This is a genomic window from Streptomyces ortus (assembly GCF_026341275.1).
GTDB lineage: Bacteria > Actinomycetota > Actinomycetes > Streptomycetales > Streptomycetaceae > Streptomyces > Streptomyces ortus.
The window spans coordinates 3,641,027-3,665,723 of sequence record NZ_JAIFZO010000002.1; the positions used below are offsets into that span (position 1 = coordinate 3,641,027).

A 24,697-nucleotide genomic window follows, 5' to 3' on the forward strand; every position below is an offset into this window, starting at 1 on the left:
CTGGCGGGCGGGGGAAGCGGGGGTACGCGGTGGAGCGGCAACGGCCGACCTCTTTACGGGACCGGGCACGCTACCGGTTCGACACCACGCTGGCCCGCAGCACGGGGATGCTGGTGAGCTGGCTGGTGCTGTCCTGTCTGGCGGTGGTGGTGCCCGTCAGCGCGCTGGTGGTGTGGACCGATCCGGGCTCGCCGCGGTCGCTGTCGGGCCGCCTGTCGGAGGTGTGGCGGACCAGCGCGGAGACGCTGCGGCTCGGCGCGCCGACCGGTGCGCCGGTGCGGATGGCGCTGTCGGTGCTGCTGGGGGTCGTCGCGCTGCTGTGCGTGTCGACTCTGGTGGGCGTGATCACCACCGGATTGGGTGAACGGCTGGCCGAGTTGCGGCGGGGCCGCTCGATGGTGCTTGAGCAGGAGCACGCGGTTGTCCTGGGCTGGTCGGACCAGGTGTTCACGGTGGTGGGTGAACTGGCCGCGGCCCGGGCCGGCGCCCGGTGTGTGATCGCCGTTCTGGCCGACCGGGACGTCGCCGAGATGCAGGAGGCACTCACCGCGTCCCTGGGGCGCGGCTCCGCTGTCCGGCTGGTCTGCCGGAGCGGTTCGCTGACCACGGTCGACACCCTGGCCCTTGTCACTCCGCGGGCCGCCAGTTCCGTGCTGGTTCTGCCCTCGGAGGCTCCGGACGCGGACAGTGAAGTCGTACGCGTGCTGCTGGCCCTGCGGGCGGTGCTCGGTGACGAGGCCGGTCCGCCCGTCGTCGCGGCCGTGCGCGACCGCCGTCAGCTGCCCGCCGCCCGGCTCGCGGCGGGTGGCCGCGGCACGATCGTGGAGACGGACGCGACGACGGCGAGGCTGCTGGTGCAGTCGGCGCGGCGCACCGGGGTGGGCGAGGTGCTGCGTGACCTCCTCGATTTCTCCGGCGCGGAATTCCATCTCGTGGAGGTGCCCCGGTTCGTCCGGCAGGGGCCCGCGGGCGCTCGCTTCGGAGAGCTGCTGCTGTGCTTCGAACGGGCTGTGGTGGTGGGGCTGTTGAGTCCGGACGGGCAGCCGCGGCTCAGCCCAGCTCCGGACACCGTCGTCGGCCCGGGAGACCGGCTCATCGTGATCGCGCACGACGCCGTCCGGGAGGCGCCGGCCGACTTCGGCGCGTACGTGGACCGGACCTCGTTCGCGGCGCCGCGGCCGGATCCCGTCGGGCCGGTGCGGGTGCTGCTGCTCGGCTGGAACCGCCGCGCGCCCCTGCTGGTGGAGGCACTGCGCGACAGCGTCGCTGCGGGGTCCGTACTGGATGTCGTCGTCGACGAGACACCGGCGGCCCCCGTCCAGGAGCAGGCTTGTTCGCCGGGGGACTCGGCACGGCTGACCGTCTCGTGCCGGAGGGGCGAACTGCTGCACCCGGAGAGCCTGCCGGACCTGGATCTCTTCGGATACGACACGGTGATCGTGCTCGGGGCGGACGCCGTGGACGGGCCGGGGCATCCCGACGACGGAGTTCTGGTCACTCTGCTGATACTGCGGGAGCTGGAGCTTCGCGCGGGCCGGATCCTGCCGGTGGTCGCGGAGCTCGGCGACCACCGCAACCGAGCCCTCGCGCCGCTGGGCCCGGCATCCGATGTCGTCATCCGGGGTGAACTGACCAGCCTGCTGATGGCTCAGATCGCGCACAACCCGGGGCTGGCCGCCGTGTTCGGGGAACTGTTCGCGGCCCACGGCGCCTCGGTCCATCTGCGTCCGGCCCATCACTACACGCCGACCGGGTGCGAGGCGTCGTTCGCGACCGTCGTAGCGGCTGCCCGGGAGCGGAGCGAATGTGCCGTCGGCTACCGCCGTATCGACCCGGAGGCGGGCGCCGGTCACGGTCATGAACTGCGGCTCGGTCCGGCCAAGACCGAACGACGCGTGTGGAACGCGCGGGACGAGGTGGTCGTCGTGGCGAACGAGTCCGCCCGGCCCGACCGGCCGCACGGCGCCCTGGACGCGGTACCCGGTATGCGCCACGACCGGGGGGACGACATCGCGCCGTCGGGCGGATCACCGGGACGGCGGCCGTCGCACGACGGCCCGGAGCAGGACCGGACGCGAAGAGAGAAGGGCGCGGACGGGTGACACGCGGCGGTGGCCCCCGGAACGGATGTTCCGGGGGCCACCGAAGTCCGGCCGTGCGGGTCAGACGGGTCAGGCGGGGGTGATGTTCTCCGCCTGCGGGCCCTTCTGGCCCTGCGTGACGTCGAAGTTCACGACCTGGCCCTCCTGCAGCTCACGGAAGCCGGAGGCGTTGATGTTCGAGTAGTGGGCGAAGACGTCAGGACCGCCGCCCTCCTGCTCGATGAAGCCGAAACCCTTCTCGGCGTTGAACCACTTCACAGTTCCCTTGGCCATGTTCGTGCCCTTCCAGTCGCTATCGGACCCACACCGCGTGGGCCCGGAGGTGATCGCCCTGGTCCAGCACTGCACAGCAAAATGCCCGCACCGGAGCGCGGGCAGGTACTGCGAACCACGACATCTGGGGATGACGCTACACCGCGGAACCGGCTACCACCAGAGAGCAACGGGCATGATCCTGAAGCGGGGCCGGCATGGTGGATCGACTGACCTGAGTCAGGCGCCCGTGGGACGGGACGCGGGCCTGCGCAGCAGCCACTGGACGAACGTCCGCCGGACGGGGCGCACCACCACGCGGCCGTGGGCCTTCTGCCCGACCAGTTCCACGCGCAGCACGACCGGTGTGTCGGAAAGCGCGGGCGCCTGACGGTACTTGACCTTGCTGTGGACCAGTTGCAGCGCGTCCATGTCGACCACGATGCCCGGCCTGGTGACGAGCGTCAGGGTCTTTCCCGTCATGGCCACGTCGATCCGCAGGGTGTCGTGCGTGATCACCGCTTCGGTGAAGTCGAGTGTCACCTCGCTGAAGGTGACCGCGAGTTCCAGCCTCCGGGGCACCACCCAGGCGCCCACGCGCTGGATCGCGCCGCTGAAGGCCTGTTCGATCCGGACCATGTCCTTGGCCTTGGCCTCGACCCCGGCGCCGCCGGCCGTGGCCACCGTGGGCGGCAGGTCGGTGGTGAGCGTGGCCAGTTCGCCCAGCGTCCGCGCGGACAGGGCGACTTCGAGGCGTTCGTCCAGCTCGTCCGCGGTCAGCAGGCCGTCCCCCGCCGCAATACGCAGCACGTCCACCACCCGGTCCCGGTCCGCGTGGGAGGCGCGCAGGTCGGGTGGCGAACCGGGGCCGGAGGGCTTCCCGGTGGGCGAGATCTCTTCCGACATGCTTCCGTCCTGGTCCGGTCGAACATCTCCGCGCGACGCGGTCGGCGACGCGGGAGAAGACTAGCGCTGTATCGCGACAGGCGTTCCGGCCGGGTCTTCGATGGCGAGGCGATGGAGAAGCGGCGGTCGGCGGCGGAGAGGCGGCGGTCGGCGCCGGTTCACGTCATGCGCCGTCCATCATGCCGAGGTCCGGTCGCGGCAACAACCGCGTCCAATCAAGTTCCTTCGCCAACTCACCGCAAGCTACTTGCCCGTTATTCATACGATCGAGTGATCCGTCGGACAGGCATATCGTTTCTGCGCGTCCCTCGCGCCCTACGGTGCGGAAGAGGCGACCTGGACCCCGTGAGCCCGCAGCAACAGATCAGCTCGACCTCCGTATCGCCGTGGCGCGGTGCGCGGAGGCCCGGACGACGTTCACGGTGAGGTCATCATGCCGCTGCCCATCTCCTGCCCTCTGCCCGGTACGGATCCGCCGAGCGCCCATGCTCGCTGCTTTCCGCACGGCGACGTCACGGTGGTCGAACTCCACGGAGAGATCGACGTCTTCACCGTCGACAGGATCGCCGTCGACCTCGACGCCGTGACCGGGCAGCCCGTCCCGCACGTGATCGTCGATCTGCGGCCGGTGTCCTTCATGGACTCCAGCGGGCTGCACCTGCTGAACCGCGCCCACCAACGCGCCCGCGCCCGCAGCGGCCACATCGAGTTGATCAGCGACCAGCCGCGCATCCGGCTCCTGCTGCGGCTCACCGCGCTGGACCACATCCCGCTGTCGGCCACCCTCGACGGCCCGCGGGGCGAACGCGCACACGTCGCTGCCGCACCGATACGAGTCCCGGCCGAGTAGAAGGACGGAGGCAAGAGGACGGAGCAGGAGGACGAGAGAACGGCGACAGGGCCCGGGCGCGGGAGTCAGGCCAGGCCCGCCGCGATGGCCCGGCGGACGGCGTCGGGGCGGTCCCGGATGGCGGCCTTGGCGAACAGGTTGTTGATGTGGGTCTTGACCGTGGCCTCGCTGATGAAGAGCTTCTCGGCGATGGCCCGGTTCGGCAGGCCCCGGCCGATGAGGGTGAGCACCTCGCGCTCGCGCGGGGTCAGGTCCGGCGGAAGCGCCCGGTCCGTGGCGGACGGGCGGGCTCGGGCGGTGGCGAGGAGCCGGTCCTGGACCTCGCGGTCGAGTACGGACTGGCCCGCGGCGGCGGCGCGGATCGCCCGCACGATGTCCTGGCGCCCCGCGTTCTTCGTCAGGTAGCCGCGCGCGCCGGCGCCCAGCGCCGCCAGGATCGAGTCGTCGTCGGCGAAGGTGGTGAGCACCACCACGGCGACCTCGGGGTGTTCCTCGCTCAGCCGGCGGGTCGTCTCGATGCCGTCCAGCACGGGCATGCGCAGGTCCATCAGGACGACGTCCACCGGTGCGGCGGCCACGGCGGCGAGCACTTCGGTGCCGTCCGCCGCGGCGGCGACGACGTCGATGTCCTCGGACATGCCGAGCACCGCGGCAAGGGGTTCACGGACGGCCGCCTGATCGTCGGCGACGATCACCTTCAACTGCTGCGGCTCATCGGTCGGTTCGCTCATCCCGGGATCACTGCCTCCACCTGCCAGCCGCCTTGGTCGGGGCCCTCCGTCACCGGGCCCGCCGTCATGGTGCCACCCAGCAGGGCGACGCGCTCCCGCATCCCGATCAGCCCCATTCCGCTGCCGGCGCCCGCGGTCACCGCGCGGGTCGCGGGCCCGTTGCGGATGCGCAGTGTCGTCGACGCGGCGTCGAACGTCAGCTCCACCCCCGCGTCGCCGCCCGGAGCGTGCCGGGCGGCGTTGGTCAGCGCCTCCTGGGCGACGCGCAGCAGGTGCTGGGTGACCTGGACGGGCGGTTCGCGGACGGTTCCGGTGACGGTGAGGCCGTCGCGGTGGCCGGAGGACTCGACCATCGCGCTCAGGCTGCCGAGCAGCGGAAGCGCGTCCTCCCGCAGCGCGTGCACGGTCCACTGGGCCTGCTTCAGGCTCTCCTTGACCAAGCTGTGCGCCTTGCCGTTCGCCTCGCGGACCTTTTCCAGGTCGCCGGTGTCGATCAGGGCGTCCACCAGCTCCAACTGCATGTTGATCCCGGCCAACGAGTGCGCCAGTACGTCGTGGACGTCCCGGGCGATGCGACCGCGTTCGGTGAGTACGGCGGTACGGGCCTCGGCGCGGGCGGCCCGCTCGGCGGACGCGGCGGACGAGAGCACCGCCTCCATGGCGCGCTGCCTGCTGCGGCTCAGGATCCCCGCCACCACCGGAGCGCCGACGGTGAGGCCGAGGGTCCAGTGCAGCGCCTCGTGGCCGGGGCCGAGGCGGAAGTACAGGACACCGCCGCAGAGAAGGCTGGTCAGGACGGCGAGCGGGAGGGCCTGCTTCAGCGGAAGTCGGTAGCCGATGTGGCCGACGAGGAAGTACGCGAACAGATACGTGGAGCCGGTGCGGCCGACCCCGATCAGGGCCGCGGACGCGACGACCCCCGTGGTCAGCCAGACGAGCGCGACGCGCGGCGGAAACCTGGCCTCGGGAAGGTGCCGCGCCATCAGGGCCGCGGAGCTGACCACGAGCAGGGCGGCCACCAGCAGACCACGGCCGCTGGTGGCCAGCGGCCGGACGGTCACGATCGCGGCGACCACGACCGCCAGGCTGATGGCCCACTGCAGCCGCGGGTCCTGGCGGGGCACGACCCGGGGGCCGGGCTCCCCGTCGGGAGCCGGCCCGGGGTGCGGGGCACTCGCCGATGCGGACACGCCGCGACCATAACCCACGGTCAGACCGTGTGGTCGAGGGCCGTGGCCGCGGGGCGCGTACCCATGGACGGCTGCGGCTCGCGCGTCGCCCGCCGGCTCCTGACGAAGATCGTCGCCAGCCGGGTGACCAACTCGGTGAGCGCCATCAGCACGAACGCGGCGACCCAGGCCTGTGAGGTGGTGATGTCGTGGGTGACGCTGAACCGGCCCACGTCGTCGGCGCCGCCGTGGTCGACCCACACCTGGAATGCCATGCGCGCCCCCATGCCGAGCACCCACAGGATCGCCGATACGGCGCCTGCCTTGATGAAGAGGTGTCCGCCGGCGCCGCGGATCCGGGTGTAGACGCCGCCTGCGACGCCGAGCGCCGCGCCGACGCCGACCAGCGCTCCGATCAGCACCAGGTCGTTGCCCGCGGTGGGAATGGTGTGCAGGTACTGGGAGGCTACGAAAGCCACGATCCCCAGCGGGATCAGATAGGACCTGAGGTCCAGACGGCCTTCCCGCAACTGCCGGAAGACGACGAGTACGAGGGCGACATCGGTGAGCCAGTCGGTGGTGGTCATGTGCCCAAGGCTGTCGTTCGCGGGCCTCTCACGCCTGGACCCATGGGTGGAAGTACGGGTGGAGTCCGGCCCACGTCTCCTCCACCGCGGGGGGGCGCGTGTCAGTCGTCCAGCTTCCACGATCCGGTCGGGCGGCCGTCCGTGCAGCGCACACGCAGTTCGGCCCTGCCCGCCGCGCCCTCGAACCTCACCTCGGCGTGTTCGTCGTCGGGGCCCGGATCGGCGCTCTTCACCCCGTACCCCTGGGCGGGCGCCCAGGACAGCAGCCGTACGGTCGTTCCCTCACAAGTGGCGATGGCCGTGCCGCCCGGGGCGGAGAACGTCTTGCGCACCCCGGCGGCGGTGGCGGCGGGTGCGGTCGCGGCGGTAGGCGTGGGCGTCGGCTCCCGGGTGCCGGACGTCGCGCTCGGCGTCGCGCCGTCCCCTCCCCCGTCGGGCCCGGCCGACGACGAGGCCTTCGCCGCGTCGAGCTGCCGCTCGACCTGCTGGGAACTGAGTGTGCCGCCGTCGGAGGAGCCGGTGATCCCGTCCCCGATGACCTCGACGGCGGCCAGGCCGGTGAGCGTGGCGGCCACGGCGGCGGCCGTCCAGCCGGCCAGGGCGAGAAAGGTGCGGGATGGCATGCGTACGACTATGCCCCGGCCGTGGATAAGGAGAGCACCGGGGAAACCTAAGGGATGGTTAACAGCCCGGGCCCGCCCGATCGCTCGGATAGCGTGCCTGCTGTGGTTCACCTCCTGATAGTCGAAGACGACCCGACGATACGGACGCCGCTGCTCCGCGCCCTGCGCGAGCGCGGTCACGCCGTCGCCGCCGCGCACACCGCGATGGGCGGGCTGCAGACCGCGCTGGACGAGCGCCCCGATCTCGTGGTCCTCGACCTCGGCCTGCCCGATCTCGACGGCATCGAACTGCTGCGCATGCTGCGGGCGGTCAGTCCCGTCCCGGTGATCATCGCGACGGCGCGGGACGACGAGGCGGAGATCGTCCGGGGGCTCGACGCCGGCGCCGACGACTATGTGGTGAAGCCGTTCACCGCCGCCCAACTGGAGGCACGGATCAGGGCGGTGCTGCGGCGCGGCACCAACTCCCGGGAACCCGCCGCCGCCACCGTCGTCGGTGAACTGCGCATCGATCCGGGCACCCGCGAGGCGAGCCTGGCCGGCGCCGTACTCGACCTCACGCCCCGCGAGTTCGACCTGCTCCACCATCTCGCCAGCCGGGCGGGCCAGGTCGTCACCAAGCGGGAACTGCTCACCGAGGTGTGGCGGGTGCCGTACGGAAGCGCCGACAAGACCGTGGACGTCCACCTGTCCTGGCTGCGCCGCAAACTCGGCGAGAGCGCGCAGGAACCCCGCTATCTGCACACCGTACGAGGTGTCGGTGTCAGACTGAGCGCGCCCGCGGACCGTGCGTGAGACGCCGTCTGACCCTGCTCGTCGCGGCGACCATGTGCCTGGCGCTCCTCGCGTTCGTCGTGCCCCTGGCGCTGCTGCTGCGTACGGTCGCGCAGGACCGTGCCACCGTCGCCGCCAGCGCGGACGCGCAGAGCCTGGTCTCGCTGGTGGGGACCGCCGACCCGGAGACCCTGCGCGGCAGCGTCGAGCACGTGGCCGCCGGGGCCCGGGGCCCACTCACCGTGTTCCTCGCCGACGGGTCGGTCCTGGGCACCCCGGCAGCGCGGACCAGTGCCGTGCGGCTCGCGAGCCTGGCCGGGGTCAGCCGGACCGTGGAGCGGGCCGACGGACGCGAGATCGTCGTGGCCGTACTCGGCCGCCCGGACGGCACGGCGGTCATCCGCGCCTTCGTGCCCGCCGCCGAACTGACCCGCGGGGTCACGCAGGCCTGGCTGGTACTCGCCGGTCTGGGCGTCGCGCTCCTGCTGCTGGGCCTGCTCGTGGCGGACCGCCTCAGCCGCGCCCTGGTGAGCCCCATCTCGGAGCTGTCCGCCGTGTCCCACCGGCTCGCACGGGCCGACCTCTCGGCCCGTGCCCGCCCCGACGGGCCGCCCGAACTGCGCGAGGTCGCCAGCGCCCTCAACCATCTGGCCGACCGGATCCAGGAGTTGCTGCGCGAGGAACGCGAACAGGTCGCGGACCTCTCCCACCGGCTGCGCGCCCCTCTCACCTCCCTGCGGCTGGAGGCGGAATCGCTGACCGGTACCGACGCCGTCCGCATCGCGGCCCGCGTGGACGCCATGGAACGGGCGGTCACCGGCCTGATCAGCCAGGCCAGGCACCGCCCGGAGGCGGACGCGCACGCGCGGTGCGACGCGGCTCCGGAGCTCCGTGAACGGGTGGCGTTCTGGACCGTGCTGGCCGAGGACACCGGACGGGCCGTCACCCTGGACGTCACGGCGGAGGGCCCCCTGCCGGTCGGGGTCCCCGCGGACGAACTCGCCGCCGCCGTGGACGCGTTGCTGGGGAACGTGTTCGCCCACACTCCCGACGGGACCGCCTTCCGCGTCACGCTGTCACCCCGCGCCGGCGGCGGAGCCGTGCTCACCGTGGCCGACGACGGTCCCGGCCTGTCGGCGGACCTGGCCCGACGGGGCGCGAGCCTCGGCGGGTCCACCGGCCTGGGCCTGGACATCGCCCGCCGGGCCGCCCGGTCCAGCGGTGGTCGCATGGTCCTGGCGACCGGCCCGTCGGGCGGGGCCCGGGTGACCCTGGAACTGGGACCCCCCACACCCCGCACACCCCCGGCCGCCTCCCCTCCCCTCTCTGGATGACCGCCTTAGCGCGCTCTTAGCACTGCCGCAGCGCGGGCCTATCCCGGCCCGCGCGAACCTCTCTCCGACACCAGGCACACAGGTACACAGGTACACAGGAGGTTCGTCATGAAGCGCGCATCACTCGTCCTGCTCACCTCGGGAGCACTCGTCGCCGCGATCACCGGCACCGCGCTGGCGGGCGGCAGCGACGACACGTCACGCGCCCGCAGCACGTCGTCGGCCTCGGCAACGGCCACCACCACGGAAGAGGCCACAGAAGAGGCCACGGAAGAAGCCACGGCTCCGTCCGGACCGTCCTCCGACGCGCCGACCTCGTCGGCCTCGTCGACCTCGTCGACCTCGTCGGCCTCACCGTGGCAGTCGCACTCGCCCTCCGGGGTGCCCACGACGGCTCCGACCACCACCGCTCCCGCGGGCTCGTCGGTGGGCAGCCGACGCGCCGGGGAGATCGCGCTCTCCCACGTGGGCGGCGGAACCCTCACCGAGATCGAGGCCGAGACGGAACACGGCCGCGCGGTGTGGAGCGTGAAGATCCTCAGGAACGGCAGCCGGTACGAGGTGCACGTCGACCGGAGCAGCGGCGAGATCACGCGGTCCCGCACCAAGTCCGACGACGACCACGGTGACGCCGGCAAGCACGGTGGTGCCGAGGACGACGGCCGCCACGGCAGCCACCACGACTGAGCCTGCCCCTGTTCGGCCCGGTGGCGACCGGGCGCGCCGCGCAAGACCACCGACCCTCAGCACCGTTCTCCCAGCCCCGCCAAGGGGTGACCGGAAACGGTGCTGGGGGTCTTCCCCATTCCCGGGGCGGCTCGGGCCGAGCGCGCAGTTCCCCGCACCCCCTCGGGGCACTCGTACCCCTCTGGGTCTTGACCGCAGGCGGAACCCCTCCTAAAGTCCTCGCACTTCCGCAGGTACATCGATTAACCACTCGTTAACCGCCTTGGTAGGAGACACCCCGCTGTGCGCTCACCGCTGACTCGGCGCGGCTTCCTCGCCGCCGGTTCCGGCCTCACCGCCGCGACCGCCCTGCCCGCTCTGTCCGGCTGTTCCGCGCTGGCCGCGGCGGACTCGGATCCCGACACCCTCGTCGTGCACAGCCAGCTGGGCACCACCGCGCCGGGATCGCCCACCTATCTGGCCTCCCTGGACCGCTTCCGCAAGGAGAACCCGGGGCTCAAGGTCAAGAACCTCGTCAACGGCGACGACCTCGCCCAGGTCTACGAGACCTCCCGGCTGGCCCGCAAGGAGCCGGACGTCGTCATGGTGAACCTCTACGACAAGACGCTGGCCTGGACCGACGTCGGCGCCACGGTCGACGTCAAGGACTACATGGCCGACTGGGGGCTGCGCGAGCGGGTGCTGCCGGTGGCCCTGGACGCCTGGACCGACGGGAAGGGCAGGCTGCGGGCCTTCCCCTACTTCGCCACGAACTGGCCGGTCGCCTACAACCGCTCGCTCCTCGACAAGGCGGGCGTGGACGAGATCCCGGTCACCGGCGACCAGCTGATCGCCGCCGCCCGCAAGCTGCGGGCCAAGGGCATCGGACCCGTCACCACCGGCGGCAACGACTGGACCGGGCAGAAGCTGCTCGCCCAGGTCATCCAGACCTTCCTCACCGAGGACGAGGCCCGGCACGTCTACTCCACCGGCGACTTCAGCGGCAGCCGGGGCGCCAAGGAGGGCATCGAGTACTTCGTGGCGCTGCGCGACGCCGGGGTGTTCGTGGACAAGGCGCAGGGGCTGACCTCCGACCTGATGACCACGCAGTACAACACGCGGTCCGCCGCCATCCAGTCGGCGATGTCGTCGGCGCTCGCCAAGGTGCCCGAGGCCGTCGCCCGCCACACGGACGTGGGCGGCTGGCCGCTCGCCGAGGGCGCCGCGCACAAGCTGCCGACGATCCTGCGGACGTACACGCTGATCGGGTTCTGGATCAGTCCGAACGGTACGAAGAAGATCGACGCCGTCGAGAAGTTCCTGCGGTTCATGTACCGCCCCGACACCGTGTCCCGGTTCATCCAGGAGAGCGGACGGGACATGGCACTGCGCTCCGACACGGTGAGCACGGACTTCCCGCTGGTCGCGGCGGCCCAGCGGCTGGGAAACGACGTCAGCCAGGTCCTGCTGCCCGATGTGTACGTGCCGCCCGCGGCGACCCAGCCGCTGATCACCGCGACCAGTACGTCCTTCACCCGGGGCACCGGCGCCGCCAAGGTGCGTGCCGCGCTGGAAGCCGCGTACCGCTCCGCATGAGCCATCCCCCGCCCCCTCCCCCGTGTCCCCCTCGTCCCTCGCCCCAGTCCATCGGAGTCACCGCATGACGACGTTGACGCCCACCCCGGGCGACACCACGGTCCGCCGTCCCGGACCGCCGTCCGCCACCGCGGAGCGGCGCCCGCCCCGGCAGGGCGGCACCGTCCTCGCCGTGCCGGCCCTGATCTGGTACCTGGTCTTCATGGTCGGGCCGATGGTCGCGATCTTCGTGGTCGCGGCCCTGCACTGGCCCGGCATGCTGCAACCGGTGTCGTTCGCCGGCCTCGGCAACGTGCGTACGGTCATGGACGACCCGGTGTTCTGGGACGCGGTGCGCAACACCGCCGTCCAGCTCGCCGTCGCCCTGCCGATCATGATCGTGTGCGCCTACATGCTGGGCTACTACGTGGCGCAGAAGCCGCCGGGGCACCGGGTCATCCGCTATCTGCTCTTCATCCCGGGGCTCATCTCGACCCCGGCGAAGGCCATGGTCTTCTACGCCGCCCTGTCGCCTGACGGGCTGGCCAACGGCGCCCTGGAGTCCGTCGGCCTCGGCTCGCTCACCGACGCCTGGCTCGCCTCGCCGTCCACCGCGCTGGCCTGTCTGATCGCACTCGACGTGTGGGCCGGGATCGGCTTCACGGCCGTACTCTTCGCGGCCCGGCTCGGCAGCGTGCCCGATGAACTGGGCGAGGCGGCCCAGCTCGACGGCGCCGGGCACTGGCGGACGATGTGGCTCATCCACTTCCCCGTCATCCGCGACTACGTCGGCGTCGTGACGATGCTCCAGTTCCTGTGGACGCTCTTCGGCTCCGCGCAGCACGTCCTGCTGCTCACCCAGGGCGGCCCCGGCAGCTCGTCCACCACCCTGTCGTTCCTCGTCTACCAGAAGGCGTTCATCGCGGCCGACCTGGGCTACAGCCAGACCGTCGGCGTCATCCTCTTCCTCGCCGGGCTCGTCGGACTGCTCACCATCCGCCGCGCATTCCGCCAGAACTACTGATCGGAGCCGCTCACCATGAAGCTCGGCAAGCGCTGGCTGCCCGCGCACATCCTGGTGTGGTCCTACGCGGTCCTGCTGATCGTGCCGCTGTACTACTTCCTCGCCTCGGCCTTCAAGACCAACGACGAGATCTTCGCGCATCCCTTCGCCCTGCCCACCTCGTTCGGGTTCGGCAACTTCCGTACCGCCTTCGACAGCGCCGACCTCGGACTCGCCGTCGTCAACTCGACGCTGGTGACGGTCCTCGCGCTCGTGCTGACCCTGGGGCTGGCCCTGCCCGCGGCGTTCGCGCTGGCCCGGTCCACCGGCCGGCTCGCCCCGGTCATGGAGAAGGTGTTCTCGCTCGGCTTCCTCGTCCCCACCTTCGCCGCGCTCTTCCCGACGTTCCTGCTGGCCGCGGCGACGGGCCTGTTCCACACCCGTACGTTCATGGTGCTGTTCCTGCCCGCGACCGCGATGCCGCTGTCGGTGGTGATCCTGGTGCAGTTCATGCGGACCATCCCCAAGGAGATGGAGGAGGCGGCGCGCATGGACGGGGCGTCCACGTTCGCGGTCCTGCGGCACGTCTACATCCCGATGTGCATGCCCGGCATCGCTACGGTCCTGCTGCTGAACTTCCTCACCTTCTGGAACGAGTACCTGTACTCGCTCGTGATCATCGGGCCCGATCCCGCGCAGCGCACGGTCCAGGTCGCCCTGCCCACCCTGAAGTCGATCACCGGCACCGACTACGGCGTCCTCACCGCGGGCACGGTGCTCACCCTGGTCCCCGTGTGGGTCGTCTACACCGTGCTGCAGAAGCGCATGCAGCAGGCGCTCGTCAGTGGGGCGGTGAAGATGTGAGCACGCCCACCGAGGAGTCCGGCACGGCGGACAGGGCGGGGCGGCGTCCCACCATCAAGGCCGTCGCGGCAGCCGCCGGTGTGTCGACCGCCGCCGTCTCCCAGGCCTTCAACGACAAGGGGCGGCTGTCCTCGACGACCCGCCGCCGCATCCTGGACACCGCCCTGGAGCTGGGCTGGTCGCCCAGCGCGCCCGCCGCCGCCCTGCGCAGCGCCCGCACCCGTACGCTCGCCCTGGTCGTGCGCCGCCCCACCGACGTCCTGGGCGCGGACCCCCACTTCAGCGAGCTGATCACCGGCATAGAGGGCGAACTCGCCCCGCGCGGTTACGGGTTGCTGCTGCACCTGGTGGCCGGGGCGCAGGAGGAGAACGTCCTCTACGAGCGGCTGGCCGCCGAGGGCCGGGTGGACGGCGCGGTGCTCACCGACGCACGGGCCGTCGACCCCCGCCCCGCGCTGCTGGCCCGCCTCGGCCTGCCCGCGGTGCTGCTCGGCGCTCCCGACCGCGCGGCGGCGGTGCCGAGCGTCGGCCTCGGACAGCAGGGGGCCGGCGTCGAAGAGGTCGTCGCCCACCTGCTGCAGCTCGGCCACCGGCGCATCGCCTATGTGGCGGGCCCGGAGGAGTTGCAGCACACCAGGCTGCGGCACGGCGCCTTCGACGCGGCGCTGCGCGAAGCGGGGGTGCGGCCGGTCGCCGTGCTGCACACGGACTTCTCGGAGGTGTCGGCCGTCGCCGCGACCGTCGCGCTGCTCGACACCGCCGACCGCCCCACGGCCATCGTCTACGCCAACGACTCCATGGCGGTGTGCGGAATGGGAGCCGCCCAGCGGGCCGGTCTGCGCGTCCCGCGCGACCTCTCGGTCGTCGGATACGACAACCTGCCGCTGGGCCGCTGGCTCCACCCGCGGCTGACCACCGTCGACCAGCAGGTGCAGCGGGTCGGCGCCGCCGCCGCGCGGGTCCTGCTCGCCCGGTGCGGCGAGGACGTCGAGGCCGAGCCGCTGAACGACCGGCCCCGCCTGGTCGTGCGCGAGTCCACCGGCCCGGTTCCCCGCAGACCGCCCTCCTGACCTCTCCCCCCACGCCCGCACACGCACCACCCGATCGATCCGAGAAGGACCATGCGACGCCACAGCGCCCACCTGACCCACGACTCCGCCGTACTGCCCTGGCTCGGCGCCAACTTCTGGTCCCGCACGGGCGGCCCTCTGATGTGGCGCGACTACGACCCGAAGACGGTCCGCGAGGAACTGCGAGTGCTGCGCGAGCACGGTCTGACCATGACGCGCTCCTTCTTCTACTGGCCCGACTTCCACCCCGAGCCGCACCGGATCGACGAGACCCTGTGCGAGCGGTTCGCGGACTTCCTCGACGCCCACACCGAGGCGGGCATGGGCACGGTCCCCACCTTCATCGTCGGCCACATGTCCGGCGAGAACTGGGACCCCGTCTGGCGCGGTGGCCGGGACCTGTACGAGGACGTGTGGATGGTCGGCCGCCAGGCGTGGTTCGCCTCGCAGATGACCCGCCGCTTCAAGGACCACCCCGCGGTCACCGGCTGGCTCATCACCAACGAGATGCCCGGCTACGGCCGCGTCTACCAGGAGAATCCTCCCTCCTCCGACGTCGTCACGGCCTGGGCGCAGGCCATGTGCAACGCCGTACGGGCGGCCGGTGGCACCCAGCCCGTCTCGCTCGGGGACGGCGCCTGGGGCATCGAGGTGACCGGCCGCGACAACGGCTTCTCCCTCCGGGACACCGCGGAGTACGTCGACTTCGTCGGACCGCACGTCTACCGCTCGGACACCGACAGGGCCCGCCAGCACTACCGGGCCGCCTTCGAGTGCGAGCTGGCCTCGGTGACCGAACAGCCCGTCGTGCTGGAGGAGTTCGGCCTCTCCACCGACACCGTCTCGGCCGAGAACGCGGGGATCTACTACCGGCAGACCCTGCACAACAGCCTGCTCGGCGGTGCCACGGGCTGGATCGCCTGGAACAACACCGACTACGACGACCTGTGGGACCGCTCGCCGTACGACCACCACCCCTTCGAGATGCACTTCGGCATCACGGACAGCCAGGGCGCACCGAAGGCCCCGCTCCTCGAACTCGCCGCGTTCGCCGCTGTGTTGGAAGCCGTGGACTTCGCCCGCTGCCGCCGGGCCGACACCGACGCCGCCCTGGTGGTGCCCGCGTTCCTGGAGCGCGGCTACCCCTACAGCAGGCCGGCCGACCGGCCGCTGATCTTCACCTCGCTGCACCAGGCGTACGTCGCCGCGCGCGCCGCCGACCTGCCGGCCGGACTGGTCCGTGAGGCCGACCACCTCCCCGGCCACGCCAAGCTCTATCTGCTGCCCGCCACCCGGCAGTTGACCACCCGCACCCGGCGTGAACTGGCCCGCCGGGCGGAGGAGGGGGCGACGGTCTACCTGTCGTTCTGCTCCGGCGAACACCCCGGCACGCGCGGCCCGTGGTTCGACGACCTCGACGGCCTCTTCGGGGTCGAGCTGCAACTGTCGTACGGGGTCGCCGAACCCATCACCGACGACGTACTGGAGATGACCTTCACCGAGGACTTCGGGCCGCTCGCGGCCGGTGAAACCCTCACCTTCCCGGTGGCGGGCAACGAGGACAGCCGGGCCTATCTGCCGGTGGTCCCGCGCGACGCCAGGGTGGTCGCCGTCGACGGGCACGGCCGCCCCGCCCTCCTCGTACGGGAGACCGGGAGCGGACGCACGGTTCTCGCGACCTACCCGCTGGAGCACATGGCCGCCCGCACCGCCCACGTCAATCCGGAGCAGACCCACCGGCTGTACGCGGCGCTCGCCGATCTCGCGGGCGCCGACCGCCCGGTGACCGTCGACAGCCCGTACGTCGGCGCCGACCTGCTCGTGCACGAGGACGGACGGCGCTTCGTGTGGCTGGTCAGCCAGTGCGCCGAGGAACTGGCCGTCCGCCCGCGGGCGGACGGCACCCTGCACGACGTGACCTCCGGCGCACAGGTGACGGACGTGCGGCTCGCCCCGTACGGGGTCGCCGTCCTGGAGCTGACATGAGCGGCCCGCTCTACCGGGACCCGGACGCGCCGGTCGACACCCGGGTCGGGGACCTGCTGGGCCGTATGACCCTCCGGGAGAAGGTGGGCCAGGTCAACCAGCGCCTGTACGGCTGGGACGCCTACGAGCGGGCGTCGTCCGGCGGGCACCGGCTCACCGACGCCTTCCGGACCGAGGTCGACGCCCATGACGGCATGGGCGCCCTGTACGGGCTCCAGCGCGCGGATCCCTGGTCGGGGGTCGGGTTCGCGGACGGCATCACGGCGGCCGACGGTGCCCGGGTCGCGGACGAGGTGCAGCGGCACGTCGTGGAGAACACCCGCCTGGGCGTGCCGGTGCTGTTCGTGGAGGAGGTGCCGCACGGCCACCAGGCCCTCGACGGCACCCTCCTGCCGGTGAACCTCGGTGTGGGCGCCACCTGGGACCTCGCCCTGTACGAGGCCGCCGCCGAGGCCGCGGGCGCCGAACTGCGGGCCCGGGGCGGCCATGTGGCGCTCGTGTCGGCCCTCGACCTGGTGCGCGACCCGCGCTGGGGCCGCGCCGAGGAGTGCTTCGGCGAGGACCCCTACCTGGCGGCCCGTTTCACGGAGGCGCTCGTACGCGGCATGCGCAGGGCTGACACCGCGGTCGTGCTCAAGCACTTCGCCGGACAGGGGGCCACGGTCGGCGGACGCAACAGCGCGGCCACCGAACTGGGGCCGAGGGAACTCCACGAGATCCACCTCGCGGCGGCACGCGCGGGCGTCCGGGCGGGCGCGGCCGGGGTGATGGCCGCGTACAACGAACTCGACGGGCTGCCCTGTGTCGCCAATGAGCCCCTGCTGACCGGGCTGCTGCGCGAGCGGTGGGGCTACGACGGGATCGTCATGGCGGACGGCGGCGCCATCGACCGTCTGGTCCGCCTCACCGGCGACCCGGTGGCCGCGGGAGCCATGGCCCTGTCGGCGGGCTGCGACCTCAGCCTGTGGGACGCCTGCTTCCCCCGGCTGGCCGAGGCCGTCACCCGTGGACTCGTTCCCGAGGCCGCGCTCGACGCCGCCGTCGCCCGGGTCCTCGCGCTCAAGTTCCGGCTCGGCCTCTTCGAGCAGCCGTACGCGTCCGGGCGCGCACCCCATGAAACGCCTTACCCCGTGCGGGAGTTGAGCGAGCGGATCGCCAGGGCATCCGTCGTGCTGCTCGAACACGACGGGGCCACGCTGCCGTTGGGTCCGGCGGCCCGGCGGATCGCCGTGCTCGGGCCCGGCGCCGACTCCGTACCGCACCAGATCGGGGACTACACCGCGCCCCAGCGGCCCGGGACGGGCGTCACCGTGCTGCGGGGCATCCGCGAGGCCGCGCCCGCCGGCGTCGAGGTCACCCACGCCGTCGGGTGCGCGCTGACCGGCGCCGATCTGTCCGCGCTCCCCGAAGCGGTCGCCCTGGCCGCCGCGGCCGAGGTGGCCGTGCTGGTGCTGGGCGGCTCCAGCGCCCGCGACGCCGAAACGGCCTTCGACGACAACGGAGCCGCTCGGGTCGGGTCGGCCACACCGAGCGGCATGACCTGCGGTGAGGGCGTCGATCTGGCCGAACTCTCGCTGCCCGTCGCTCAGTTGCGGCTCATCGATGCCGTGGCCGCCACGGGCACACCCGTCGTCGTGGTCCTGATCCAGGGGCGTCCGCACGCGCTGCCGGACCTCTCCCGTACCGCGGGCGCCGTGCTGAGCGCCTGGTATCCGGGGCCCTGGGGCGGCCGTGCGGTCGCCGACGTCCTCTTCGGCCGCGCGGAGCCGGAGGGACGGCTCCCCGTGTCGGTCCCGCGCTCGGCGGCACAGCTGCCCGTCTTCTACAACGGCAAGGACCACCGCTACCGGGGATACGTCGACCAACCGGCGTCCGCCCGCCATCCGTTCGGCCACGGCCTGTCGTACACGTCGGTGTCCTACGGCGAGCCGACGCTGTCGCGTACGTACGTGTCGCTGGACTCGCCCGAGCTGACCTGCGCGGTCACCGTCACCAACACGGGGCGGCGGCCGGTGTGCGAGACCGTGCAGTTGTACGTGCGGCGGCTGTCGGGCGGCTCCTCGTGGCCCAGGACGAGGGAGCTGCGGGGGTTCGCCCGGGTTCGGCTCGCCCCGGGCGAGAGCGCGGAAGCCGTGTTCGACATCGACGCGGACACACTCACTTCGGTGACGCGCGACCTCTCCGTGGGTGTCGAGGCGGGTGAACTCCTCCTGGAGACAGGCCCGTCGTCCGACCGGACCAGTGGGGTGTCCCTCACGGTCGGGTGATGAACCGCCGACGGACCCGGTACGGGCCTATTCCACGCCGGCCGTGACGTCACCGTTGACCGTGGTGAGCGTCATGTCGCGGTCGTCGTCCCCGTCGGCGGTGGGGACGGTGACCGAGGGGCGGCCGTTGTCGGTGGTCGCCGCGATGCGGTAGGCGGGCGCGTCGTGCGGCAGCGTGACCCGGACCGAGCCGTTGGTGGTGCGGGCGCCGACCCCCTGAGGTGAGGTGGCGCAGCCGAGCGTCACATCGCCGTTCACCGTCTCGGCGTGCACGTCGTCGGCGCGCAGGGTGCCCGCGCGGACGGATCCGTTGCGGGTCTCCAGCCGGACGGGGGCGTCCTTCCGACCGGACCTGGTCACGGTGACATCGCCGTTGACGGTCGTGAGGTCCAGTGCGGCCACGACACCGGCCACGTCGATGCCGGCGTTGCGGGCGGAGACGGTGACGGACGCGCCCTCCGGGACCTCGACCTCGGGCATCCGGGCACACTCCCGGCCGGATGCCCGGCCTGGCTCCTGGCCCGACTCCCGGTCGTCGGTGTCCTGCTCGGGGCACGACAGGTCGAGCACCCAGGTGTCGTCCCGGTGGGACCACTCGTGCCGGACATGGCCCCGTACGCCCACCCGGTCGCCGTCGGCGGGGCGCAGCCGCACCCCGTTGTCGGTGCTGATCACGAGGTCGGCGCCCCGGGCCACGGACGGCTGCGCCGCGGCTCCCCACGCGCCGTCATCGTCGCTTCCGTCGTGGCCACCGCCGCATGCCGCCACGAGGGGGACGATCGCCGTCAGGGCGACCAGGCACCGTACGCGCGTCGTTGTCGTTGCGTCCATGCCCGGTCGGTTTCCCCCTGCCCGCGCATCCATGACTCCCTGCGCGTCGTGAGAACCGCCGCCCCGCGTGTCAGGCCTCCTCGGTGGTGAACCAGACCGTGGCGTCGATGGGCACATGGGTCGTCACCGGCTCGGACGCGGCCAGTACCCGTGCCCCGGGGGGTGCCGGCATGAGCGCGGTGGCCGCGCGCGCCCGGCGCAGTCCCAGCGGCCGGACGGGCTGCCCGCGCACTACGGCCGGCGGGATCCCACGCGCCGCCAGCCGGCCGAGCGCGCCCAGGTGGAGGGCACACGCTGTCCCCGGTGGTGGAGGTCGAGCAGGTCGACTCCGCGCTGCACCTCGTCTACGGGGCGCCGGGGCGCCGGGGACACCATCGTGTCCCGGGCCGTCGCGGGCAGCCGCACGTTCCCGGGAAACCTGCACACCGTCGGTTTCGCCGAGCCGCTGTACGACACCATCGCCGTGGTCCGTCGTCAGGGGGCCGTACTGTCACCGGCCACCCGGGAACTCGCGCGGCCGACCCGCCGCGTGCTGCTCGAACACCGAACACCTGACTGGACACCGGCCCGGGAACTGTCCGTGCCCCTGGGGCAGGAGATGTGCCGTATCCGGTGTGTGCGTCGATGCGCCGTCCCTGCCCCCGGTCCGCCCGGTGTGCGCCGCAGCGCCGGAGACCGGCGCCCGTCCACAGTGTGGGCAGTGGCAGGTGCCCGCGCCGACAACCCGCGGGGTCACCGTGCCGCCCGGCTCCCGGACCCCGGGCCGCGCACCGGAAGTGGTGACGGCCGCGAGACGGCCGGAGCCCTGTGATCCTCGCAGCGGACACCGGGGCCCCGGCATTGCGTCCTCCCCTCCGTCCTGGGAGCGGCTCCCGCTCGCTCCCACCAAGGGGGAGGACAGACCGGCGCGGGGGCACCTGCGGAAATGGGGAGCCGACCGTGCCCCCGCGTCGGCGAGGCAGCCGTCACCGGACCGTGCCGCCTATGCGGCCAGTGCCTCGTCCTCCCGCGCCACGCCCTCGCGCGCGGTGCGGTACTGCTCGATCAGCAGGTCGGCCGTCCGCAGTGCCTCTTCGGCGGTGCGCGAGGCGGTCATGACGCACAGGGTGTAGGTGACGTCCTCCAGAGCACGGCTGGTGCGGCCGGTCGGGCGCACGTCGTGCTCGATCCGCACCTCGGCGAACTGGGCCAGGACCGCACGCAATTCCTTCTCCGCCGGCACCATCATGGTGATTTCCTCTCCCACACACAGCACAGCTCGCGCGTGGGCAGCCGCCACCGCGAGAATCAGGACTTCCTCAGTGGCGTCGTTGACACTGGGCGACACCGGATCACGGTGTCGGGTACACCACCGGGTGCCCCGTCCCCGCGAGTCCATACCTGCACATGCCCCTCATTTGTTTCACGGCCTCGGCGAAGGTGTGGAGGAGGCCCGGTTCAGCTCCCGCTTCCCTCCCCCGGCAGGGTGCCCGAGCGGGCCACGCCCGCGTACCAGCGCGCGCTGGCCTTGGGGATGCGCCTGCCGGTCGGATAGTCGACATAGACGGCGCCGAAGCGCTTGCTGTAGCCGTAGCCCCACTCGAAGTTGTCCAGCAGGGACCACAGGAAGTAGCCCCGTACGTCGACGCCGTCCCTGATCGCCCGGTGCACCGCGGACAGATGGCCGCGGAGGTAGGCGATGCGCTCGGGGTCGACCACCTCGCCCTCCGGGTTCACGTAGTCGTCGAACGCCGCCCCGTTCTCGGTGATCATCAGGGGCATGGCGGGGAAGTCCGCCTTGAGCCGCAGCAGCAGGTCGTAGAGGCCGCTGGGGTCGACCGCCCAGCCCATCGCGGTGGTGCTGCCCTCGGGCCGGTGGAAGGCGACGTCCGCGCCCGGCCACGGGCTGTGCTCGCTCGCGCCGTGCCCGTCGGAGCCGTGGCTGGCCCCGTCGGTGGCGGCGGAGACGACGGTGGGCGTGTAGTAGTTGACGCCCAGGAAGTCCAGCGGCTGGTGGATGTCGGCGAGGTCGCCGTCCTGCACGAAGGACCAGTCGGTGAGGCCGGCCGTGTCCTGGAGGAGGTCCTGCGGGTACTGGCCGCGCAGCTGGGGGCCGGTGAAGACGCGGTTGGCCAGCGCGTCGATGCGGCGGGCCGCGTCCACGTCCTCGGCGGCCTCGGTCAGCGCGCGGACGTGGTGGATGTTGAGCGTGACGGAGGCCCGCGCGTAGGACGGCAGTTCGGCGCGCAGTGCCTGCACCGCCTTGCCGTGGGCGAGGTTGAGGTGGTGCGCCGCGCGCAGGGCGGCCACCGGGTCGGTGCGGCCGGGTGCGTGGACACCGGAGCCGTACCCGAGGAAGGCGCTGCACCAGGGCTCGTTGAGCGTGGTCCAGGTTTTCACCCGGTCCCCCAGCGCTCGGGCCGCGAGGGTCGCGTAGTCGGCGAACCGGTCGGCGGTGACGCGCTCCGGCCAGCCGCCCGCGTCCTCCAGGTCCTGCGGCAGGTCCCAGTGGTAGAGGGTGACGACGGGTTCGATGCCCTTCTCCAGCAGGGCGTCGGTGAGGGCGCGGTAGAAGTCGAGCCCCTTCTGGACGGCCGGACCGCGGCCGGTCGGCTGCACCCGCGACCACGACAGGGAGAAGCGGTAGGCGCTCACCCCGAGGTCGGCCATGATCTCGACGTCCTCGCGCCAGCGGTGGTAGTGGTCGGTGGCCACGTCGCCGGTGTCGCCGTTGCGCACCCTGCCGGGCGTGTGCGAGTAGGTGTCCCAGATCGAGGGGGTGCGTCCGTCCGCGGTGGCGGCGCCCTCGATCTGGTAGGCGGCGGTCGCCGTGCCCCAGGTGAAGTTCTGCGGGAACCGGAGGGCGGTGGAGTCGTCCGGGGTGGGCGCGACACGTCGGGTAACGGTGGTCACGTGAGTCCTTCCAGATGTGCTGCGGGACGGGAGAGGCCAGGTGGAGCGGGACGGGACGGCGGCGGGCCGCGGCACCCGGCCGGCGGCGGGCCGGTCATCCCTTGACCGCTCCCTGCATGATGCCGCCGACGATCTGACGGCCGAAGACGATGAACATGGCCAGCAGGGGGAGCGTGCCGAGGAGAGCGCCCGCCATGATCAGCGACTGGTCGCGCACGTATCCCGCGCTCAGCTGGGTGAGCGCGACGGGCACGGTCGGATTGGACATGTCGAGCACGATGAACGGCCAGAAGAAGTCGTTCCAGGCGTGCACGAACGTGATCATGAACAGGACGGCCATGGGGGCCCGGGCGATCGGCAGCACGATGCTCCAGAAGATGCGCAGGGAGTGCGCACCGTCCACCCGTCCGGCCTCGACGAGCTCGTCGGGCAGTGCCTCGCTGAGGTACTGCCGCATGAAGAACACCCCGACGGCGCTGACGAGCGTGGGGAAGATGACGGCGGGCAGCTGCTGCCCCCAGCCCAGCTCGGTCATCATCATGAACAGCGGTACGACGCCCAGTTGGGGCGGCACCATCATTGTGCCGATCACGAGCATCAGCAGGATGTTGCGGCCCTTGAAGCGGAGTTTGGCGAAGGCGAAACCGGCGAGGGTGGCGAACAGCACCGTGGACAGCGCGATCACCCCTGCCACGATCAGGCTGTTGAGCATGGCCTTGCCCAGCGCGGCGTCCTGCCAGGCCTTGCCGAGGTTGTCCAGCAGATGGGGTCCGGGCAGGAACGGCGGCGGCGTCTGGGTGACGCGCGTGTTGTCGGTCGAGGCCGCCACCATCGTCCAGTAGAGCGGGAAGAGGGAGAAGAGCGCCGCGATCCCCAGCAGGATGTAGGCGACGGGGCCCGCGTGGTGCTGGCGCCCGGCACCGGGATGCCGGAACAGCTGCCGGCTCCGGCCACCGGGCGGGCTGGTGGTCTTCCGTGTCTTCTTCTGTACGGTCCCGGGGCGTGCGTCCGCCGTCTCGACCGGGATGCTGTCTGTGGTCATGGGGTTCTCCCGGTCAGGCCCTGCGCGCCAGGACGCGCTTGACGACTCGTTGGACGACGAAGAGGACGATGAGCAGCAGGAACATCGCCCAGGCGACCGTGGCGGCCCGGCCCATCTGGTAGTTCTTCCAGCCCTCCTCGTACAGGAGCAGTCCCAGCGTCTGGTACTGGTTGTCCGCTCCCCCGGTGATGCCGTTCGGGCCCTGGCCGAAGATCAGGGGCTCTCCGAAGAGCTGGGTGGCACCGATCGTGGACAGCACGATGGTGAAGACGATGGTGGAACGGATACCGGGAACCGTGACCTTGAGGAACTGCTGCCAGCGCGAGGCGCCGTCGATGGCCGCGGCCTCGTAGCGGTCGCGCGGGATCGCCTGCATCGCCGCCAGGTACAGCAGGGCGTTGTAGCCGGTCCAGCGCCAGATGACGATCGTGGAGATGGCCGTCTGCGCGGCCCACTTGTTGTTCTCGAAGTCGATGTTGTCGATGCCGACCAGGCCCAGCATCCAGTTGATCATGCCGAAGTCGCGTTCGAAGAGCATCGTGAACACGAGGGCCGCGGCGCCCACCGAGGTGGCGTACGGGGTGAGGGCGGCGACGCGGAAGAAGGTCGAGCCGCGCAGCTGGTAGTTGAGCAGATGCGCGAGGCCGAGCGCCATCAGCAGCTGCGGCACGGTCGACAGGACACCGATGGTGAACGTGTTGAGCAGCGCGTTCCAGAAGCGGTCGTCCTCCCACAGCGCCGTGTAGTTGTCGAAGCCGACCCACTCCATGACGTTCAGGGTCGACAGTTCGACGCGGTGCAGCGAGATCCACGACGTGTAGATGAGGGGGTAGAAGCTGAAGGCCGCGAAGACGACGAAGAACGGGGCGACGAAGGCGTACGGGGCGCCGCGCACGTCGAGGCGGTGCAGCAGCGTGCTGCGGCGCTGACGCTCGGCGCCGGAGCCGGTCCCGTCCGGCGCGGCGGTGCCGGGCGCACCGTCTGGGGGTGTCGAGGTGGAGATGGCCACCGGAAGGCGTCCTTCCTGGAGGGTGGGAGCTGGGAGTGACGAGGGGGCGGGCAGGGGCCCGGCGGCCCCGCACGGGTCGTGCGGGGGACGCCGGGCGGCTGCTGCGGAAGCGGCGACGGACGGTGCGTCGTGAACTGCCGGCCCGCGGCCCGAGCGGACCACGG

The 24,697-nt window shown here is 72.0% G+C and carries 23 protein-coding genes; 11 read left to right on the forward strand and 12 right to left on the reverse strand.

Features of this window, described 5'->3' with window-relative positions; genetic code table 11:
• The first annotated feature begins 29 nt into the window (after positions 1-29).
• On the forward strand, positions 30-2,102 hold the full coding sequence (locus K3769_RS19370) for a CASTOR/POLLUX-related putative ion channel (protein ID WP_267027662.1): 2,073 nt from the start codon (positions 30-32) through the stop codon (positions 2,100-2,102).
• 69 nt (positions 2,103-2,171) lie between these two features.
• Here the strand turns inward: K3769_RS19370 and K3769_RS19375 are convergent, their stop codons facing one another.
• Both K3769_RS19375 and K3769_RS19380 read right to left on the reverse strand, forming a co-directional pair.
• Positions 2,172-2,375: a cold-shock protein gene (locus K3769_RS19375; protein WP_107014587.1), complete on the reverse strand. Its 204-nt coding sequence runs from the start codon at positions 2,373-2,375 to the stop codon at positions 2,172-2,174.
• Positions 2,376-2,594: 219 nt separating this feature from the next.
• Positions 2,595-3,260: a DUF1707 SHOCT-like domain-containing protein gene (locus tag K3769_RS19380; RefSeq protein ID WP_267027663.1), complete on the reverse strand. Its 666-nt coding sequence runs from the start codon at positions 3,258-3,260 to the stop codon at positions 2,595-2,597.
• 433 nt (positions 3,261-3,693) lie between these two features.
• Here K3769_RS19380 and K3769_RS19385 point away from each other — a divergent pair, with 433 nt between their 5' ends.
• Positions 3,694-4,110, forward strand: coding sequence for an STAS domain-containing protein (locus tag K3769_RS19385; protein ID WP_267027664.1), 417 nt, complete (start codon positions 3,694-3,696; stop codon positions 4,108-4,110).
• A gap of 65 nt (positions 4,111-4,175) precedes the next feature.
• On the opposite strand, the gene K3769_RS19390 is transcribed toward K3769_RS19385, so the two are convergent.
• The 4 genes from K3769_RS19390 to K3769_RS19405 form a co-directional block, all read right to left on the reverse strand.
• Positions 4,176-4,841, reverse strand: coding sequence for a response regulator (locus K3769_RS19390; RefSeq protein WP_267027665.1), 666 nt, complete (start codon positions 4,839-4,841; stop codon positions 4,176-4,178).
• Positions 4,838-6,049, reverse strand: coding sequence for a sensor histidine kinase (locus tag K3769_RS19395; RefSeq protein WP_372514984.1), 1,212 nt, complete (start codon positions 6,047-6,049; stop codon positions 4,838-4,840). The genes K3769_RS19390 and K3769_RS19395 overlap by 4 nt, the downstream gene beginning before the upstream one ends.
• Before the next feature lie 2 nt (positions 6,050-6,051).
• On the reverse strand, positions 6,052-6,597 hold the full coding sequence (locus K3769_RS19400; protein ID WP_267027666.1) for a hypothetical protein: 546 nt from the start codon (positions 6,595-6,597) through the stop codon (positions 6,052-6,054).
• Between the two features lie 101 nt (positions 6,598-6,698).
• Positions 6,699-7,220 (reverse strand): hypothetical protein, encoded by a 522-nt coding sequence (locus K3769_RS19405; RefSeq protein ID WP_267027667.1) that lies wholly within the window; start codon positions 7,218-7,220, stop codon positions 6,699-6,701.
• Between the two features lie 102 nt (positions 7,221-7,322).
• On the opposite strand from K3769_RS19405, the gene K3769_RS19410 reads away from it, so the two are divergent.
• From K3769_RS19410 to K3769_RS19450, 9 genes are all read left to right on the forward strand, one after another.
• Positions 7,323-8,015 carry a response regulator transcription factor gene (locus K3769_RS19410; protein ID WP_267027668.1) on the forward strand — a complete coding sequence of 231 codons (693 nt, stop codon included), beginning with the start codon at positions 7,323-7,325 and terminating at the stop codon, positions 8,013-8,015.
• Positions 8,012-9,328: a sensor histidine kinase gene (locus K3769_RS19415; protein WP_267027669.1), complete on the forward strand. Its 1,317-nt coding sequence runs from the start codon at positions 8,012-8,014 to the stop codon at positions 9,326-9,328. Before K3769_RS19410 ends, K3769_RS19415 begins: the two co-directional genes overlap by 4 nt.
• Before the next feature lie 108 nt (positions 9,329-9,436).
• Positions 9,437-10,015 carry a PepSY domain-containing protein gene (locus tag K3769_RS19420; RefSeq protein WP_267027670.1) on the forward strand — a complete coding sequence of 193 codons (579 nt, stop codon included), beginning with the start codon at positions 9,437-9,439 and terminating at the stop codon, positions 10,013-10,015.
• A 282-nt stretch (positions 10,016-10,297) separates the two neighbouring features.
• Entirely contained in the window at positions 10,298-11,590 is a 1,293-nt protein-coding gene (locus K3769_RS19425) for an ABC transporter substrate-binding protein (protein WP_267027671.1), read from the forward strand.
• A 64-nt stretch (positions 11,591-11,654) separates the two neighbouring features.
• Positions 11,655-12,593, forward strand: coding sequence for a carbohydrate ABC transporter permease (locus K3769_RS19430; RefSeq protein WP_267027672.1), 939 nt, complete (start codon positions 11,655-11,657; stop codon positions 12,591-12,593).
• A 15-nt stretch (positions 12,594-12,608) separates the two neighbouring features.
• Positions 12,609-13,436, forward strand: coding sequence for a carbohydrate ABC transporter permease (locus K3769_RS19435; RefSeq protein ID WP_267027673.1), 828 nt, complete (start codon positions 12,609-12,611; stop codon positions 13,434-13,436).
• A complete protein-coding gene (locus tag K3769_RS19440; protein ID WP_267027674.1) occupies positions 13,433-14,506 on the forward strand; it encodes a LacI family DNA-binding transcriptional regulator in 1,074 nt (357 codons plus the stop codon). Before K3769_RS19435 ends, K3769_RS19440 begins: the two co-directional genes overlap by 4 nt.
• Positions 14,507-14,557: 51 nt before the next feature.
• Complete coding sequence (locus tag K3769_RS19445) at positions 14,558-16,492, forward strand: glycoside hydrolase 5 family protein (RefSeq protein WP_267027675.1); 1,935 nt, start codon at positions 14,558-14,560, stop codon at positions 16,490-16,492.
• Positions 16,489-18,759: a glycoside hydrolase family 3 N-terminal domain-containing protein gene (locus K3769_RS19450; protein WP_267027676.1), complete on the forward strand. Its 2,271-nt coding sequence runs from the start codon at positions 16,489-16,491 to the stop codon at positions 18,757-18,759. Before K3769_RS19445 ends, K3769_RS19450 begins: the two co-directional genes overlap by 4 nt.
• Before the next feature lie 27 nt (positions 18,760-18,786).
• Here the strand turns inward: K3769_RS19450 and K3769_RS19455 are convergent, their stop codons facing one another.
• The 6 genes from K3769_RS19455 to K3769_RS19480 form a co-directional block, all read right to left on the reverse strand.
• Entirely contained in the window at positions 18,787-19,590 is an 804-nt protein-coding gene (locus K3769_RS19455; RefSeq protein WP_267027677.1) for a DUF4097 family beta strand repeat-containing protein, read from the reverse strand.
• Positions 19,591-19,660: 70 nt separating this feature from the next.
• Positions 19,661-19,822 (reverse strand): hypothetical protein, encoded by a 162-nt coding sequence (locus K3769_RS19460; RefSeq protein WP_267027678.1) that lies wholly within the window; start codon positions 19,820-19,822, stop codon positions 19,661-19,663.
• Between the two features lie 750 nt (positions 19,823-20,572).
• Positions 20,573-20,818, reverse strand: coding sequence for a DUF5133 domain-containing protein (locus K3769_RS19465; protein WP_267027679.1), 246 nt, complete (start codon positions 20,816-20,818; stop codon positions 20,573-20,575).
• Between the two features lie 209 nt (positions 20,819-21,027).
• Positions 21,028-22,482, reverse strand: coding sequence for a GH1 family beta-glucosidase (locus K3769_RS19470; protein WP_267027680.1), 1,455 nt, complete (start codon positions 22,480-22,482; stop codon positions 21,028-21,030).
• Between the two features lie 94 nt (positions 22,483-22,576).
• The gene (locus tag K3769_RS19475; RefSeq protein ID WP_267027681.1) at positions 22,577-23,524 is read right to left on the reverse strand and encodes a carbohydrate ABC transporter permease; all 948 of its coding nucleotides are present in this window, start codon (positions 23,522-23,524) and stop codon (positions 22,577-22,579) included.
• 13 nt (positions 23,525-23,537) lie between these two features.
• Positions 23,538-24,533, reverse strand: a complete 996-nt coding sequence (locus tag K3769_RS19480) for a carbohydrate ABC transporter permease (protein WP_267027682.1) — start codon at positions 24,531-24,533, stop codon at positions 23,538-23,540.
• Positions 24,534-24,697 lie beyond the last annotated feature (164 nt).

Bases quoted from the DNA above. Each gene is read 5' to 3' on its own strand.
- K3769_RS19375 (WP_107014587.1), bottom strand. From the start codon at position 2,375: ATGGCCAAGGGAACTGTGAAGTGGTTCAACGCCGAGAAGGGTTTCGGC.
- K3769_RS19380 (WP_267027663.1), bottom strand. From the start codon at position 3,260: ATGTCGGAAGAGATCTCGCCCACCGGGAAGCCCTCCGGCCCCGGTTCG.
- K3769_RS19385 (WP_267027664.1), top strand. From the start codon at position 3,694: ATGCCGCTGCCCATCTCCTGCCCTCTGCCCGGTACGGATCCGCCGAGC.
- K3769_RS19390 (WP_267027665.1), bottom strand. From the start codon at position 4,841: ATGAGCGAACCGACCGATGAGCCGCAGCAGTTGAAGGTGATCGTCGCC.
- K3769_RS19400 (WP_267027666.1), bottom strand. From the start codon at position 6,597: ATGACCACCACCGACTGGCTCACCGATGTCGCCCTCGTACTCGTCGTC.
- K3769_RS19405 (WP_267027667.1), bottom strand. From the start codon at position 7,220: ATGCCATCCCGCACCTTTCTCGCCCTGGCCGGCTGGACGGCCGCCGCC.
- K3769_RS19420 (WP_267027670.1), top strand. From the start codon at position 9,437: ATGAAGCGCGCATCACTCGTCCTGCTCACCTCGGGAGCACTCGTCGCC.
- K3769_RS19430 (WP_267027672.1), top strand. From the start codon at position 11,655: ATGACGACGTTGACGCCCACCCCGGGCGACACCACGGTCCGCCGTCCC.
- K3769_RS19435 (WP_267027673.1), top strand. From the start codon at position 12,609: ATGAAGCTCGGCAAGCGCTGGCTGCCCGCGCACATCCTGGTGTGGTCC.
- K3769_RS19445 (WP_267027675.1), top strand. From the start codon at position 14,558: ATGCGACGCCACAGCGCCCACCTGACCCACGACTCCGCCGTACTGCCC.
- K3769_RS19450 (WP_267027676.1), top strand. From the start codon at position 16,489: ATGAGCGGCCCGCTCTACCGGGACCCGGACGCGCCGGTCGACACCCGG.
- K3769_RS19455 (WP_267027677.1), bottom strand. From the start codon at position 19,590: ATGGACGCAACGACAACGACGCGCGTACGGTGCCTGGTCGCCCTGACG.
- K3769_RS19465 (WP_267027679.1), bottom strand. From the start codon at position 20,818: ATGATGGTGCCGGCGGAGAAGGAATTGCGTGCGGTCCTGGCCCAGTTC.
- K3769_RS19475 (WP_267027681.1), bottom strand. From the start codon at position 23,524: ATGACCACAGACAGCATCCCGGTCGAGACGGCGGACGCACGCCCCGGG.